Origin of the sequence: Mesorhizobium sp. M0317 (genome assembly GCF_040321555.1) — a bacterium.
GTDB lineage: Bacteria > Pseudomonadota > Alphaproteobacteria > Rhizobiales > Rhizobiaceae > Mesorhizobium.
In genome coordinates, this window is record NZ_JAMYRV010000013.1 from 1 (window position 1) to 15,320 (window position 15,320).

Here is a 15,320-nt window from a genome sequence, read left to right on the forward strand (position 1 = left end):
CGGCTTCATATATGTCTCGCAAGCGCTGGCGGGCGAACCGGTCGCTGCGTTGGAGACCGAAGACGGACAATGGACACTCTCATTCATGCCCACCCGCTCGGCATCATCGACACACGGCACATGAAGCTTGTCCGCCGCAGCGCCGCGCCAACCAATCCGCTTGGCGCTGCGGCGGACGCATAGGGGGAGAGAAGTGTCACCTATGTATCCGGTTCAAAGTGTTACCCATCTATCGGCTGGACAGACCGCAGCCTTGGCGCTCTTCTTGCAACGTTGGCGATTGGCGGAATCGTCGATAACAGCGACCCCTCTCCCCGCCACTATACGGGGAGGGGATGCCGGCAGGCAGGTGAGGGGCAGCGCCAACGCACCGGAAAATAAACTCATGCCTGAACCGTTTGCCCTCCATTTCGTCCACCCCCTTGCAGTCCGCTGCAACTTTGAACAGTCTGTGCCTACACGGGGGCGAGGCTAAATGCGCGGCGAAGTTCTTCACTATGACGAAGCCCAGGGTTTCGGCTTCATCACCGGGGCGGACGGCAACCGCTACACCTTCGCGCGCGAGGATCTGAGCCGTGATACCGTGATCGCGAACGGCGCCGTGGTCGAGTTTCTGCCGGCAAGCGGTCAGGCGCGCGACGTTTTTTCAATCCGCGCCCAGCCCGCCAGTCCCGCCACCGCTGCGCCAGCGGCAAGCGCCGCGCCGCCCAAGGCGGCTGCCGCAGCCGCGCCACAGCATTTCGGCCGCCTGGCGGAAGACGGCGCGGTTCGCGATAGCGGACTGCCGGGTTATTTCTGGCGAGGCGTGACGCGCAACTACATCAACTTCGCCGAACGCGCCCGCCGCAAGGAATTCTGGGGCTACTGCCTGTTCTGGACCGTCAGCTTCATCCTGGTCGGAATTGCCGGCGCCCTCGCCGACCAGGCCGTCGGCAATTTCGATGCCGGCAACTGGCCGATTGTGATGATCGGCGTCTGGGGGCTGTTTTGGCTAGCGACGTTCCTGCCCTGGGTCGGGCTCGTCGTGCGCCGCTTGCACGACATCGGCCTGACCGGCTGGCTGGCAATACCTTACTTCGCAATCACCTTCATGTTCGCTCCGGCTACGCTGATCCTCGCGCTGATACTCGGATTGATCCCGACCCAGGCCCACGAAAACCAGTGGGGGCCGGTGCCTGGAGGAGGCGGAGCCTAGACCCGCACCAGAAATGAGCAGCCGGCTGTTTGCGGACAGCCGTGCTATAAAAATGGCTTAGGTCGCAGCCGGGAAGGCAGCTGCTGTTTTGACCGGACGAACGAAATATTTCTCTTGCCATTTAGTCTGCGCACAGATAATCTGTGCAATCATCAAATCGACGATCGAAAACGGATTATGGAGCCAAACAAATGTGGACCAACGAGTACACCGCAATTTCCCCCCTTTCGGCGCAGGCCATCTGGAACGCGCTCAAGGCGCTGCACGAAGGCCGCGTCACCTACGAAGGGTCCGATACGTTCGTGCTGCACGGCCCGTTCGCCAAGGGCACCCGCGTCTCTGTAACGCCCGTCGGGCAGGACACCTTCGAATCGACGATCATCGACCTCGTCGACGCTGTAACCTATGCCGACGAGACCTCGTTCGGCGGCACGAAACTGCTGTTCAGGCATACGCTGACGCCGGTCGAGGGTGGCACTCAAGTGACTCATCGCCTCGAAATTTCCGGCCCATCGGCCGCCGAGGTCGGACCAGAGCTCGGGCCGCAGATCAGCGGCGATTTCGACACTTCGATGGCCAAACTGTTCGAGCAGGCAAGGGTGTTGGCGAACGGTGGCTGATCGGGGGGATCTGAACACGCGCTTCAGCGGACCATCCGAGAGCCCCGGCTTGCTGCTCTGGCGAACCACCATGCGCTGGCAGCGCGTCATGACGGCGGCGCTGGCCCCGCTTGACCTTACCCATGTCCAGTTCGTGCTGCTGGCTTCGGCGATGTGGCTCGGCCGCTATGGCGAGCCGCCCAACCAGGTGCAGCTCGCCGCCCAGGCCGGCACCGAGGTGAAGATGACATCGGACGTCGTCGCCCGGCTCGAGGCAAAGGGACTGATTGTGCGGGACACCAACCCGCGGGATTCCCGCGCCAAGGTGATCCGCGTCTCCACGACGGGGACGGCCGCAGTCCAGCGCGCTATCGTCGCCGTCGAAGCCGCCGACGCTGCTTTTTTTTCAGCCGTGGACGAGGCGCAACTCGTCGGCCTGCTGAAACGGCTGGCCGGCGAGATCCGCTGAGTCGGCCGCTAAGCCAGGAACTTGGCGATGATGGCATCGCCCATTGCGACAGTGCCGACTTCGGTCATGCCCTCGGACAAAATATCCTTCGTCCGCAGCCCGTCGTCGAGCACGGCGGCTATGGCGCCTTCGAGCTTGTCGGCCTCATCGACCATGCCGAAGGAGTAGCGCAGGCACATGGCAAACGACGCGATCATGGCGATCGGGTTGGCGATGCCCTGTCCCGCAATGTCGGGCGCCGAGCCATGCACCGGCTCGTACAGCGCCTTGCGCTTCTTGGTCTTCACATCGGGCGCGCCGAGCGAGGCCGACGGCAGCATGCCGATCGATCCGGTCAGCATGGCGGCGATGTCGGACAGCATGTCGCCGAACAGATTGTCGGTGACGATGACGTCGAACTGCTTTGGCCAGCGCACCAGCTGCATGCCGCCGGCATCGGCCAGCATGTGGTCGAGCTTGACGTCGGCATAGCGAGTCTTCTGGGTCTGGGTGACAACCTCGTTCCACAGCACCCCGGATTTCATGACGTTGCGCTTTTCCATCGATGTCACGTGGTTCTTGCGCGTGCGCGCCAGCTCGAAGGCGACGCCGGAAATGCGCTCGATCTCGAACGTGTCGTAGACCTGCGTGTCGATGCCGCGCTTCTGGCCGTTGCCGAGATCGATGATCTGCTTCGGCTCGCCGAAATAGACGCCGCCGGTAAGCTCGCGCACGATCAATATGTCGAGGCCCTCGACGACTTCCTGCTTCAGCGAGGACGACGCGGCCAGCGCCGGATAGCAGATGGCGGGGCGCAGATTGGCGAACAGCTCCATGTCCTTGCGCAGCCGTAGCAACCCGGCCTCGGGACGCACCTCGTAAGGCACCTTGTCCCATTTCGGCCCGCCAACGGCACCGAACAGAACCGCATCCGCAGCCATCGCCTTTGCCATGTCGGCATCCGAAATCGCCGCGCCATGCGCGTCGTAAGCACAGCCGCCGACCAAGCCTTCATCAGTGGCAAAACCGCTGCCGAGCTTTGCGTTCATGGCCGCGATCAGCTTCTTCACCTCGGCCATCGCCTCGGGGCCGATGCCGTCGCCGGCGAGCAGGAGAAGATTTTTCGAAGCCATGGAGAACCGTCCCAACACTGTTTGGAGAAACCGCGGCCTTGCTAAACGCCAAGAGCTTGCGGCGCAAGGGGATGAAGAACGCTACGACGGCGCCCGCCTCTCAGAACCTGGGTTCCTCGCCCTCGACAGAGGCGGGGGAGAGGAACAAATCACTTATGCGACAAAATATTCACCAACCGGCCGAACGGATCGCGCAGATAAAACCGCCGTACGCCCCACGGCTCGTCGGCCGGACCGTATTCGACGGCAAAGCCGGCGGCCTTCATGCCTTGCAGCGCCGCATCGACATCGTCGACCTCGATGGAGAGGTCCGGCACCGGCGTGCCGGAGCCGCCCTGGGCCATGAAGCTGATCTGCACCTGCATCCGTTCGTCGGACCCGTAGGTGACGATCCAGCCCTGATCCATCAGCACATCGAGGCCAAGCACGTCCTGATAGAAGCGTTTCGCCGCCGCCGCGTCCTGCGTCCCGATATTGGCTACGATGCGCCGGACCGTCATGGCTTTGGCCTCCTCAAGCCGTGCGCCGCAGCGCCGTGACTTCGATCTCGATCTTCATTTCCGGCTTGTTGAGCTGGCACACGATCATCGTCGCCGCCGGCCTGATCTCGCCGAAAGCCTCGCCGAGGATGGGGAAGACGACGTCCGCGATGGCCTGGTCGGTGATGTAGTAATGCGCCCGCACCACATCGGCCATGTCGAAGCCGCCATCCCTCAGCGCCTCGGCGATGGTCGCCAGGCAATTGCGCGTCTGCGCCTCCACCGTTTCCGGCATGGCCATCGTCGCATAGTCATAGCCGGTGGTTCCCGAGACGAAGCACCAGTCGCCCTGCACCACCGCGCGCGAATAGCCGGCGGTTTTTTCGAAGGGCGAACCGGTGGAGATGAGTGTGCGCATGGAGCCTCGCTGTGGTTTCGGACACTTTGCAGGGAAAGCGCCGGCCAGGCCATGGGCCAAGTCAGGTGCAAATCTTGGTCGTCGGCGGGACAGCATCCCCCTCTGGCCTGCCGGCCATCTCCCCCTCAAGGCGGGAGATTAGCAGTTCGGACGCCTTTCTCGCTTTCCACATTTGCGATTGGCGAAAGCCAGAGTGACGTCTGATCTCCCCCCTTGAGGGGGAGATGCCCGGCAGGGCAGAGGGGGGTGTGACGGATCGCGACGGAACAAGCATGAACACCGAGTGTTCGCCGCGCTGCCGCGAACTCTAGTTCCCCGACTCCTGCGCTTTGTCCATTGCTTCCTTCACATCCGCAGGCCAGGTCTTCACGTCAGGCCACGCCTGCGGCTCGCCATTGTCGCCGCGCCGGGCGAAGTAGAGCGTGTGCTTGGCCGGGTCGACCGCCATGAAACCGTCATTGCTGCCGCATGCGTGCGGCACGCAGCCGGTGGCGTAGAAGGCGCCCGACGCCGTCTTTTCGGTGCCGCCGCCGACCAGCAGGCTGGTCGCCATGTCGGGCATGGTGTCGCCGAGTAGCGTCTGCGCCGCCTTGTAGACGGCCTCATTGTGGAAGGCGTCGATGATGTTCTGGTATTTGGCCGGATCGACGTCCTTCCAGTCCGTACCCGGCTCCGGCGCGTAGGTCAGGTCGCCCGAGATCGTCAGCCCGTCGCTGGGCGACCATTGCAGCGCTTGCTTCGTATCGCCCGGCAACAGATACGGCACGAAATAGATGGCGTTGTCGGCCACCGCCGCCGGCGGCGCGCCGCATTCGTCCTGTTCGACCTTGAGGCTTTGTATCTCGCCGCCTTCCGGCTTCCAGACGATGACCTTGGCCGGGCCGCACTGGTTGCCGCCGTCGCCGACATCGACCAGCGCCACGTCGACGCCGCCGACCTTGACTGTTCTGTCGAAGAACACGTCGTAATTGCTGGCCAGCTGCTTGCCGTCATAGGCCAGCACCTTTTCGCCATCCTGCTCCGGCTGGGTGATGGTCAGCTGCCCGCCCCCGAACGGGACCGGCCCCTGGCTGTCATCGTCCGCCAGGGCCGCATTGCTCGACGCGCCCGGATCGGCGGCGGACGGATCTTCTGCCGGCACGAGGACCGTGTCGGTCTGTGCTTGCGCGCCGGCCACCGGCATCAGCATCCACGCCAGCGCGCAGGCGCCGGCAAGAAGAAAACGTGTCATGACTGTCCCCTCCGTTCAGCCGCCACGAACCCGGCTTTGTGGCGGCCGGGCCATCTCGTACCACTCAGGCCCAAGGACGCTCGGCAGCGTTCTTCTTCTCGAACGAGGCGATGGCGCCGGCCTTCTCCATGGTCAGGCCGATATCGTCGAGACCGTTCAGCAGGCAGTGGCGCTTGAAGTCGTCGAGGTCGAAGGTGACCACGCCGCCGTCGGGGCCGCGGATTTCCTTGGCCTCGAGGTCGACGGACACCGTCGCATTGGAGCCGCGCGAGGCGTCGTCCATCAGCTTCTCCAGGTCTTCGGGGCTGACGGTGATCGGCAGGATTCCGTTCTTGAAGCAGTTGTTGTAGAAAATGTCGGCGAACGACGTCGAGATGACGCAGCGAATGCCGAAATCGAGCAGCGCCCACGGCGCGTGTTCGCGGCTCGAACCGCAGCCGAAATTGTCGCCGGCGACCAGGATCTGCGCCTTGCGGTAGGCTGGCTTGTTGAGCACGAAGTCGGGGTTTTCCGAGCCATCGTCCTTGTAGCGCATTTCGGCGAACAGGCCGCTGCCGAGCCCGGTGCGCTTGATCGTCTTGAGATAATCCTTGGGGATGATCATGTCGGTGTCGACATTGACGATCGGCATCGGTGCGGCGACGCCGGTGAGCTTGGTGAATTTTTCCATGGCTTTTGCCCGTTCTTGATCGAATTCGTTGCGTCAGGGTTTGCTGCGCCCGGTTTACACAAAGCCGCCGGCAAATAAAAGGCAACTGTTGGTGCGCGGCCCGATCGAAAGATCGGCGGCAAACGTCTTTAAAACCGGCCGCCGCTGGTGCACCTTGCGCCCATGACCACACAATCGAATATTATCTATGCCAGTGAGCCTGAGCTCGACGTCGCTGAATTCCGCCGCGTGCTGGTCGAATCCACGCTCGGCGAAACACGCCCCGTCGATGACGACGCCCGGCTGCAAGCGATGCTTTCAGGCGCGAACCTGGTGCTCACGGCGCGGCTCGACATCGAAGGCAGGCCGCTGATCGGCGTTATCAGGGCCATCACCGATTTTTCCTGGGTGTGCTACGTCTCAGAGCTCGCCGTGTCGCAATCGGCGCAAGGCGTCGGCATCGGCAAGGGCCTGATGGACGAGGCCCGCCGGCAGCTTGGGCCTTCGGTCGCCATCAGCCTGATCTCGATGCCCGACGCCGTCGGCTTCTACGAGCGTATCGGCATGAAGCGCATGGCCGACGCGTTCTGGTTCTCCCGCGAGGGCTGACGCCGCATCGGGCGCAATTGCCGACCGGGTTGGGCAGTCAAGGCGGGCAGGTTATCGGGCAATGCGGAACGGTGTTCAGGACCCTGCTGAGCAACGCCTCCTTGCCGCCCTTGACCCGCGCTTCATCCGGTCCACATCCCCAGCATGGGAAATCGCCGATCTCTCATAGGCACCGCCGGCTGGGGAATTCCGTCTCGATACAAGGCTGAGTTTCCGCAGTCCGGTTCGCATCTCGAACGTTACGGAAAACGCTTTCCGGTCGTCGAGATCGACACCTCGTTCTACAAGCCGCACCGCCGCGAGACCTATGAGCGCTGGGCTCACGCCGTGCCGGAGCACTTCCGCTTCGCGGTCAAGGCACCGAAGAGCATGACCCATGAGCATCGCCTCGCCGATTGCGAGGGGCTGACAGAGGACTTTCTCGGGCAGGTCGAAGGTCTCGGCGAAAAGCTGAGCGTGCTTCTGGTGCAGCTGCCGCCGAGCTTGCCCTTCGAGCCGGAGGTCGCCGGCGGTTTCTTCGACATGTTGGGCAAGCGTATCCGGGCAAGGCTGGCATGCGAACCGCGCCATCCCACCTGGTTCAGTGCCGAGACGGACGCACTGCTGGCCGGTCACCAGGTCGCCCGGGTCGCCGCCGACCCGGCTTCGGTTCCGGAGGCAGCAGGGCCGGGTGGCTGGCCCGGCCTTGCCTATTTCCGCTGGCACGGCGCGCCGCGCATCTACTATTCGGGTTACGATACCGAAACGCTCGACCGGTTTGCGCGGCAAGTGGAAGCAGCGGCCGCTTCCGGTGCCGAGGTCTGGGGGATTTTCGACAACACGGCCGCCGGGCATGCACTGGGCAACGCGATGGCTGTCAGTGCGATGGTTGCTTAGACTCTCGCGGGACAGCACCCCCCTCTGGCCTGCCGGCCATCTCCCCCGCAAGGGGGGAGATCAGATGCCGCGACCGCTTTCGCCAATCGCCGACGTTGCAAGAATGGCGCCTTCGCCGAAGCTGCCAATCTCCCCCCTTGCGGGGGAGATGCCCGGCAGGGCAGAGGGGGTAGGCAGGAACTCGACAGTGAGCTTTTGCCGCCTCAAATCACATTCAATTCCCGGAACGCCCTTCCCTCAGCCACTCTGGCGTACCCAAACGCCGAGCAATCCACCGTCCGATACCCGCCATGCACCAACAACTCCGCCAGCGCCTTACCGGCGGCCGGCGCCTGCTGCAGGCCGTGGCCTGAAAATCCGTTGGCGAAGATGAAATTGCCGACCTCGGGATGCGGGCCGATCACCGCATTCTGGTCGAGCGTGTTGTAGTCGTAGTGGCCGGCCCAGGCGCGTGTCGGCTTGATCGCCTCGAAGGCAGGGATACGGGTTGCCAGCACGGGCCAGATCACCTCTTCGAACAGCGGCCAGTCGACGTCGAAATCCCTGGGGTCGGCGGGGCCATCGCCCTCCTCCGGTTCGGCGCCGCCGGTGAGATAGACCGAGCCTTCAGGCCGAACATAGATGCCGGATGGGTCGACCAGCAGCGGCATGTCGACGTATTTTTCCCGCGCCTCGAAGACGAAAACGTTGCGCTTGCGCGGCTCGACGGGCAGCACGAGTCCCGCCATGCCGGCCACCTTGCCGGCATTCGGCCCGGCGGCGTTGACGACGATACCGGCTTGCAGTCTTTCGCCATTGTCGAGGTCCACGCCGGTGACGCGGTTGCCCTGCCTCTCGATGCCGGTGACGTCGGCGGCGATGAAATCGATTTGTCTGTCGCGCAGCGCCTTGCGGAACAGCGTCAGCATCGCATGAGCGTCGAACCAGCCCTCGCCGGTGCGGCCGAAGGCGCCGGCGCTGATGCCTTCCGTCGACAGCCACGAAAAGCGCTTTGCCAGCTGGTCGGCATCCTCGAGCAGAATGTCGGCGCCCTCGGCGACCTGCGCCTCGTGGTTGGCTTTCAGGATCGGCAACCCGGCCTCGCCGGCCAGGATGAGATAGCCGCCTTCGCGAAAACCGATATCGGCATCGGTGCCGAAGGTCTCCTTCAGTCGCCGGAACAGGTTTAGCGTGAACTGCGACAGCCGGATATTTTCCGGAATCGAGAATTGCTGACGGATCGAGGCCATGGACAGCGTCGTTGCCGCATGCGCGAATTGCGGGTCGCGTTCGATCAGCGCGATGGAGCCGGAAAAGCCTTCCTCGCGCAGATAATAGGCGACCGAGGAGCCGACGATGGCTCCGCCGATGATGACGGTGTCGTAGCGCACTTTGTTCTCCGATCCGGCCGCCGGCATCCTTCACGCCGCCGGCACAATGATCTCGAAGCGCGTGCCGCGCCCGGAGTCAACCAGCGCGATCGTGCCATCATGCGCTTTTAGGAGGGCCAGCACTATGCCGAGGCCCATGCCGGTGCCGCCGGACTCGCGCCGCGTGGTGAAGAACGGCTCGAAAATGCGTGCCCTGTTGCTCGGCGAGATGCCGGCGCCATCATCGCTGACCGCAATGGTCACCTTGCCTTCGGCGCTGGCAGCCGCCAGCAAAACCTGGGTCGCGCCGTGCCTGGCGGAATTGTCGATCAGGTTGGCAAGCACGATCGCCGCATTCTCGGCCGAGATGCGCAGACCGGTTTCGCCGCCCGTCTCGATGGTCACAGCCAGCCTGCCGTCCACCAGCAGCAATGCCAGCGCCGCATCGAGCGATGTGCTTTCGCCGCTCGGCGCCAGGTTTTCCGCGCGCGCCAGATCGAGCAGGCGCCGTACCAGCAGATTGAGCCTTCCGGCATCGTTGACGATGTTGCCGGAAAACCGCTTGCGCTCTGCCGCGTCCATCGCCTCGCCGGAATCGCGCAAGAGTTCGGCCGCGCCCTGGATCGCCGTCAGCGGCGATTTGAGCTCGTGCGAGACATGGGTGGCAAAGGTCTGGATCGAGTCGGAGCGCGCCTGCAGCTTTTCGGCCATGTCGAGAAAGGCCGTCGACAGCTCGGCCATTTCGCGCGTGCCGTGATGGTCGAGCGGCCGGATGGCGTCGCGGTCGCCGGCGGCGATGCGCCTCGTGCGCTCCATCAGCGCGTAGATCGGCCGGCTGACGGTGCGCAGGAACACCAGCGCGATCAGCAGCGTGCCAGAGAGCATGGCGATGGCCGCCAGCGTCACCTTGCCGCGTTCGCCATAGAGATGCTTGACGATATTGTTCGGCGTTCGAGACAGGTAGATCACGCCGGCGACATGGCCGTCGACCGCGATCGGCATGGCGACAAAGACGCGAACTTTCGTGCCGCGGCTGACCGAATAGAGCGGCGGTGGCGGCTGATCGGGAATTCGTTGCCTGAGCGCGCTGGCATAGTGGCCGGCAAGGGCGGTGCGCACCTCCTCGACATTGGCCAGCGACAGGCCGACCTCGTCGCGCCCGGCAATGACGACGCCATGCGGGTCAAGCAGCCGGAAGCCGGCCAGGGTGGTTTTCTGCGTGGTGTCGAGAATGCCCGACAGCCGCGCGCCGATCGCTGCAAAGGCCGGATCGGTGGCGGCAGCGACGCCGGCGGGCCGGGTCGGCAGCAAATAGTCGGAGGCGAGATCGAGGGTAGGCTCGATCGGCTGGTAAGGCGAATCCTCGCCGCGGCTGGCTTCGCCGCTGTCAGCCTGCATCGGCACCCCAAGCTTCTCCGGGGCAATGCCGGCGTCACTGATATTCTGCGCATAGATGGCGGCGATGACGGCGCCTTGCGCGATCAACTCGCCCTCGGTCTGGCGGATCAGCTGGTTTTCATAAAGCCGGAAGAAGAACAAGCCGACCAGCGGCAGCGCCAGCACCATGATGAGGATGGCGAGAACCACCGTGGCCAGCCTTGGCCGCCATTTGGTGCCGATCCATTTGGCGTCGCTCAGGCGCCGCATCGGCCGAGCCGGAAGCCGACGCCATGCACGGTTTCGATGGCATCGAGACAACCCGCCGCCGCCAGCTTGGCGCGGATGTTGCGGATGTGGCTATCGACGGTACGGTCGGCGACATGGATGTTGGCGGCATAGGCGCTGGCGACCACCAGGTCGCGGCCCAGCACATGCGCCGGCCGCGCCAGAAATCCTTTCAGGATCGAGAATTCGATGGCCGTCAGCGCCAGCGCCTTGCCGTCGAAACTGGCGCCGTGGCTGGCCGGCACCAGGCTGAGCTTGCCATGCGCGAAGTTTTTGTCGTCGACCGGGTCGGGCGCCACCGGGCGGGCGCGCCGCAGGATGACGTTGACGCGCGCCACCAGCTCGCGCGGGCTGAACGGTTTCGTCACATAGTCGTCGCCGCCCATTTCGAGCCCGAGGATGCGGTCGATTTCTTCGTCGCGCGCGGACAGGAACAGAACCGGCACGTCGGAGCGTTGCCTCAGCCGCCGGCAGACTTCTAGCCCGTCCATCTCCGGCATGCCGATGTCGAGCACGACGAGATCGGGCACGCGGCGCTCGATCGCCTGCAGGGCCGCGGCGCCGTCGGACACGGCCTGCGTCTTCATCCCGGCCTTTTCCAGCGCAAAGCAGAGATCTCGCGTATGTGCGGATCGTCGTCGGCGACCAGGATCTGATGCGGCATGGATCTAACGGTCCGGCACTGAAGGTTGCGAGGGCTGGGTAGGTGGAGGAAGCACGAGCGGACCTCTCTTGTCGAGAACCTGCACGAGCCTCCAGCCGCGAAAGCTCCAGGCGCGCCACTGCTTCTGCTCGGCGATAGTGTCGTCGATCATCATTTGGTCGGCCAGATAGGTGGTTTGGTTTCCGAATTGGTGCATGTAGAGGCGGTCCAGCGCCGGCATGGCGGCAGCGCCGAGCGAGCGCAGATATTCGGTATCGATAGGCGTGCCGTCGCCGGTCATTTCAAGGGAATGGTCGACATTGAAATTGGCGATCGTTGCGGCGAAGTTGATGAAGCAGCAGGCATAAAGCGTCGCCGATAGCGTCGCAAGATTGGCGGAGAGCAGCCATTCGTTGGATTTTCCAAGCGCGATGCGGGCAATGATCAGTGCAAGCCCTGACGCCACCAACCCCATCCAGACGAAGGCGGCGATGCGCCAGTAGGTCAGTGCATAGACGCCGATATAGAGATCGAGCCTGAGAATCGACGAGATGACCAGCACGATGTTCTGCGCCACCCAGGCATAGACCAGCCGGCGGATCAGCGGATCGCCTGAGGTTTCGCTGCCCGGCCGCAGCGCCGCCAGCACGAAGCCGGCGGCCAGCAGCGCCGTGGCGATCAGCGGATAGGCACCGCGATGGGCATAGGCGGCATAGCTCAACCCGTCCGGCAGGGCGACCCCACCCCAGAGATAGGCTGCGTCGAGCCCGGTCTGCAGCGCAAACAAGGCGTTGAAGACGATCAGCGCGCGCAGGATCGCGGCCTTGCCGAAGACGACGGCCTCGATCGTTGTCGCTGGTTTAGTCGCGGCCGGTGCGGCCACGGCTGCAGGCGGCGTCAAAGGTGGAAGGCGGCGTGGAAGGCGGCGCAGGAAACGCGGCAGGCGAGGCCGCAGGAAAGCCCAGACGCCGGCGAGCACGAGCAGCCAGAAGACGATCCGCGCCAGCTGGATGAGATCGAGCAGCTTCATCAGGTCGATCAGCGACAGCCAGTATTCGATAACCGGGTTGGCGGCGCCGAACAAGAACAGGAACACCGCGCCCAGCGTCACCGGCATGACCCAGACGATGATGGACGCCAGGCGGATGCGGCGGCCGCCAAGCCGGCGCACCGTGCGGCGCCATTGGAAAAAGTCACGGATAAGGCGCAGCGGCGCCGCCAGCAGGAACAGCGCGACCTGGCCGGCAATGCGGGCGATGCCGTGCCGCAGCCGCCCGGACAGGGACAGCGCAAACACCACCAGCGCCACGACAGCTATCGCCACCGACAGCGGGCTGACGTTCTCGGCCAGCGGCAGCAGCGCGACGAACAAAGCGGCCGGCTTGAGCCAGGGTCGGGTGGAATTCAGCGCGGCAGGATGCACAGCGGCCACCGCGCCGGCGATCAGGATGGCAAACAGCAGGACAGTGATCCCGGCGGGCTGGCCATAGAAGAAAAAATCCGCCAGGGCGACGAGCAGGACGGCGATGCCGAAGCGGCGGCAAAAGGTCGGGGAAAGGGACGGCGTCATGCTCGGACTTTCCTGATGGGCTGGATCCGGCCGACGGGCGGATGTCTGGGGGTAAAAGGGAGCGGGCTTGCCTCCAGGCAAAGGCCGGCCTCCGTGCGAGGCGGATCGACCAGCCACCAGCTTTCGCTGCTGAGACGATAGGGCAGGGACCAACGGTTTCGCTGTTGCATGCCGCTGTTGTGGTGGCTGCGCATGGATACGGCAGGGCGCAGCGGAGGAGGTTTTCCGCAGAGATGTGCAGTTTTCGTGCAGGACCTGCGCTTCCAGCTAGGCTCCTTTCCTCTCCCTCCGGAGGGAGGAGAGATGGCTCGGCGAAGCCGAGACGGAGTGGGGGAACCACCTGGCAATCGCCGCGACCGGACATCGGAAGGGCACTGAGCGCATTGCTCGCCTTGCGCCCAAGGGTCGACCCCCACTCCGTCGAGCTTCGCTTGACACCTCTCCCCCGATCGACGGGGGAGAGGAAAGGCCCCTTCCGCAACTGCTGCGGAGGACGGGCGGGGCAGCGCAAGCTTTCGCGGTTGGCTCGGTATCAGGTACCGGTCGCCCGCACACTTGCCTCACCCGCCCCCACGCGGCATAGATCGGCCATGACAAGCGAACCTTACCGCCCGCGCCGCTCGGTGCTTTACGTCCCCGCCTCCAACGACAAGGCGCTGGCCGAAATCGCGACGCTGGCCTGCGATGCCGTGATCATCGACCTCGAGGACGCCGTTGCGCCCGCCGACAAGGTCGCCGCGCGGGACAAATTGGCCGGCATTTTCGCCAGCCGACCAGTTGCCAATCAGCATGGGCGCCGCTGCGAAATGATCGTGCGCGTCAACGCGCTGTCCAGCGAATGGGGCACTGAAGACCTGCTCGCCGCGGCAAAATTCGAGCCCGACGGCATCCTGTTGTCCAAGGTCGCCACGCCGCGCGATATCCTCGAAGTCGGCGACGTGCTCGACGACAATTTTGCTCCCGACAGCGTCAAGCTCTGGGCGATGATCGAGACGCCCAAGGCCATGCTCAATATCGGCGCCATTGCCGAACTCGGCCGCGACCCGGCCTCGCGCCTAGCTTGTTTCGTTGCCGGAACGAACGATCTGGTCAAGGAAACCGGCATTCTGGCGACGCCCGATCGGCGCTACCTCGTGCCTTGGCTGATGCAGATGGTGCTGGCGGCTCGGGCCGGCGGCATCGACATGCTCGACGGCGTCTCCAACGATTTTCGCGACCTCGACGCGTTTGCGCGCGAATGCACGGAAGGGGCGGCCATGGGCTTCGACGGCAAGACGCTGATCCATCCGGCCCAGATCGAAGCCGCCAATCGCGCCTTTGCCCCCGCGCCCGAAGCCCTTGCCGAGGCGCATGCGGTGAAAGAGGCTTTCGCCTTGCCCGAAAATGCCGGCAAGGGCGTGATTGCGCTGGATGGCAGGATGGTCGAACGGCTGCACCTGGCGCAAGCCGAAAAACTGCTGGCGAAGGCCGCCGCCATCGGCGCATGATCCGCCCCGAAAAGACGAACTCACGACAGGATCTGACCCATGAGACTTTACCGCTTTTTGTCCGCCCCCGACGATTCGACCTTCTGCCACAAGGTGACAGCGGCGCTGAACAAGGGCTGGCACCTGTACGGCTCGCCGACCTACGCCTACGACAAGAAGACCAAATCGATGCGCTGCGGCCAGGCGGTGGTGAAGGATATCGACGGCCAGGAATACGGGCCGGATACGAAGCTCAGCGACTGGTAGGGAAGGCGTCAACCTCCGCGTCTTCGTCATCCTAGGGCGAAGCAAGGAGCGAAGCGACGCGACGCAGACCCTCGGATCCATGCCGTGCCGTTTGCCCTAGAGTGCAGCGGATCAGAATGACGCTTGGCCGGCGCTCGTTACTGCGGATCTGTGCTGTTCGCAGAACCGCTTGCTTTCCTGCACCGCGGCACCTGCACCGCCGTCCCGGCATGGATCCCAGGGTCTTCGCGACGGAGCTTCGCTCCTGCTTCGCCCTGGGATGACAAAGGTGGGGGCTATTCCGCCGCCTCTTCGAGCTTTTCCATATCATCGTCCGACAGGCCGAAATGGTGGCCGATCTCGTGGATCAGCACGTGGGTGACGATGTCGCCCAGCGTCTCTTCGTTCTCGGCCCAGTAGTCGAGGATGGCGCGGCGGTAGAGGGTGATGCGGTTCGGGCCTTCGCCGGTCTGCGGGTTCCAGCGCTCGGCGATGCCGCGGCCCTCGAACAGGCCGAGCAGGTCGAACGGCGTCTCCAGCGACAGATCGTCCATGATCTCGTCGGTCGGGAATTCGGCGATCATGATGACGATCTCGCCGGTCAGCTTGCGGAAATCGTCGGGCAGATGCGCGTACGCCTCCAGCGCCAGAAACTCCATCTCCTCGATCGAGGGCGAGAGTTCGTCATGCCAGGTGCGGGTCTTGTAGATGCGGGCCATGCTTTGTCCTTTGATCCCGGCATAT

16 protein-coding genes and 1 pseudogene are annotated in these 15,320 nt (G+C 64.3%); 7 read left to right on the forward strand and 10 right to left on the reverse strand.

Translation table 11 applies throughout. The annotated features are described in order from the left end of the window. Nucleotides 1-475 precede the first annotated feature (475 nt). The 3 genes from NKI88_RS12050 to NKI88_RS12060 all read left to right on the forward strand — a co-directional run bounded on the left by NKI88_RS12050 (nucleotide 476) and on the right by NKI88_RS12060 (nucleotide 2,263). The gene (locus NKI88_RS12050; RefSeq protein ID WP_352655290.1) at nucleotides 476-1,195 is read left to right on the forward strand and encodes a DUF805 domain-containing protein; all 720 of its coding nucleotides are present in this window, start codon (nucleotides 476-478) and stop codon (nucleotides 1,193-1,195) included. Nucleotides 1,196-1,386: 191 nt separating this feature from the next. Then, nucleotides 1,387-1,815 (forward strand): SRPBCC family protein, encoded by a 429-nt coding sequence (locus NKI88_RS12055; protein WP_023826857.1) that lies wholly within the window; start codon nucleotides 1,387-1,389, stop codon nucleotides 1,813-1,815. Nucleotides 1,816-1,885: 70 nt separating this feature from the next. Continuing rightward, the gene (locus NKI88_RS12060; protein ID WP_023671693.1) at nucleotides 1,886-2,263 is read left to right on the forward strand and encodes a MarR family winged helix-turn-helix transcriptional regulator; all 378 of its coding nucleotides are present in this window, start codon (nucleotides 1,886-1,888) and stop codon (nucleotides 2,261-2,263) included. Nucleotides 2,264-2,271: 8 nt separating this feature from the next. Here the strand turns inward: NKI88_RS12060 and leuB are convergent, their stop codons facing one another. The 5 genes from leuB to leuD all read right to left on the reverse strand — a co-directional run bounded on the left by leuB (nucleotide 2,272) and on the right by leuD (nucleotide 6,173). Beyond that, a complete protein-coding gene (gene leuB, locus NKI88_RS12065; RefSeq protein WP_023732861.1) occupies nucleotides 2,272-3,375 on the reverse strand; it encodes a 3-isopropylmalate dehydrogenase in 1,104 nt (367 codons plus the stop codon). Nucleotides 3,376-3,524: 149 nt separating this feature from the next. Then, entirely contained in the window at nucleotides 3,525-3,875 is a 351-nt protein-coding gene (locus NKI88_RS12070) for a VOC family protein (protein ID WP_352596795.1), read from the reverse strand. Nucleotides 3,876-3,888: 13 nt separating this feature from the next. Beyond that, the gene (locus NKI88_RS12075) at nucleotides 3,889-4,272 is read right to left on the reverse strand and encodes a RidA family protein (RefSeq protein ID WP_023699291.1); all 384 of its coding nucleotides are present in this window, start codon (nucleotides 4,270-4,272) and stop codon (nucleotides 3,889-3,891) included. 307 nt (nucleotides 4,273-4,579) lie between these two features. Next, the gene (locus NKI88_RS12080; RefSeq protein ID WP_352655292.1) at nucleotides 4,580-5,503 is read right to left on the reverse strand and encodes an Ivy family c-type lysozyme inhibitor; all 924 of its coding nucleotides are present in this window, start codon (nucleotides 5,501-5,503) and stop codon (nucleotides 4,580-4,582) included. A 64-nt stretch (nucleotides 5,504-5,567) separates the two neighbouring features. Next, nucleotides 5,568-6,173, reverse strand: a complete 606-nt coding sequence (gene leuD / locus NKI88_RS12085) for a 3-isopropylmalate dehydratase small subunit (protein ID WP_023694556.1) — start codon at nucleotides 6,171-6,173, stop codon at nucleotides 5,568-5,570. A 162-nt stretch (nucleotides 6,174-6,335) separates the two neighbouring features. On the opposite strand from leuD, the gene NKI88_RS12090 reads away from it, so the two are divergent. Then, complete coding sequence (locus NKI88_RS12090; protein ID WP_023694557.1) at nucleotides 6,336-6,761, forward strand: GNAT family N-acetyltransferase; 426 nt, start codon at nucleotides 6,336-6,338, stop codon at nucleotides 6,759-6,761. A 144-nt stretch (nucleotides 6,762-6,905) separates the two neighbouring features. After that, complete coding sequence (locus NKI88_RS12095) at nucleotides 6,906-7,637, forward strand: DUF72 domain-containing protein (protein ID WP_352655294.1); 732 nt, start codon at nucleotides 6,906-6,908, stop codon at nucleotides 7,635-7,637. A gap of 203 nt (nucleotides 7,638-7,840) precedes the next feature. Here NKI88_RS12095 and NKI88_RS12100 read toward each other — a convergent pair whose 3' ends face one another. From NKI88_RS12100 to NKI88_RS12115, 4 genes and pseudogenes are all read right to left on the reverse strand, one after another. Further along, nucleotides 7,841-9,007, reverse strand: coding sequence for an NAD(P)/FAD-dependent oxidoreductase (locus NKI88_RS12100; protein ID WP_352655296.1), 1,167 nt, complete (start codon nucleotides 9,005-9,007; stop codon nucleotides 7,841-7,843). Between the two features lie 30 nt (nucleotides 9,008-9,037). Continuing rightward, nucleotides 9,038-10,633 (reverse strand): sensor histidine kinase, encoded by a 1,596-nt coding sequence (locus NKI88_RS12105; protein ID WP_352655298.1) that lies wholly within the window; start codon nucleotides 10,631-10,633, stop codon nucleotides 9,038-9,040. Then, nucleotides 10,621-11,315 (reverse strand): annotated as a pseudogene (locus tag NKI88_RS12110) (response regulator). The gene NKI88_RS12105 and the pseudogene NKI88_RS12110 overlap by 13 nt, the downstream one beginning before the upstream one ends. Before the next feature lie 4 nt (nucleotides 11,316-11,319). After that, nucleotides 11,320-12,864, reverse strand: coding sequence for a DUF4153 domain-containing protein (locus NKI88_RS12115; RefSeq protein ID WP_352655300.1), 1,545 nt, complete (start codon nucleotides 12,862-12,864; stop codon nucleotides 11,320-11,322). 590 nt (nucleotides 12,865-13,454) lie between these two features. Between NKI88_RS12115 and NKI88_RS12120 the strand changes: the two genes are divergently transcribed. Continuing rightward, nucleotides 13,455-14,351: an HpcH/HpaI aldolase/citrate lyase family protein gene (locus NKI88_RS12120; RefSeq protein ID WP_352655302.1), complete on the forward strand. Its 897-nt coding sequence runs from the start codon at nucleotides 13,455-13,457 to the stop codon at nucleotides 14,349-14,351. Nucleotides 14,352-14,390: 39 nt separating this feature from the next. Continuing rightward, complete coding sequence (locus tag NKI88_RS12125) at nucleotides 14,391-14,597, forward strand: DUF1737 domain-containing protein (protein ID WP_023673921.1); 207 nt, start codon at nucleotides 14,391-14,393, stop codon at nucleotides 14,595-14,597. 275 nt (nucleotides 14,598-14,872) lie between these two features. On the opposite strand, the gene NKI88_RS12130 is transcribed toward NKI88_RS12125, so the two are convergent. After that, the gene (locus NKI88_RS12130; protein WP_023699282.1) at nucleotides 14,873-15,295 is read right to left on the reverse strand and encodes a metallopeptidase family protein; all 423 of its coding nucleotides are present in this window, start codon (nucleotides 15,293-15,295) and stop codon (nucleotides 14,873-14,875) included. Nucleotides 15,296-15,320 lie beyond the last annotated feature (25 nt).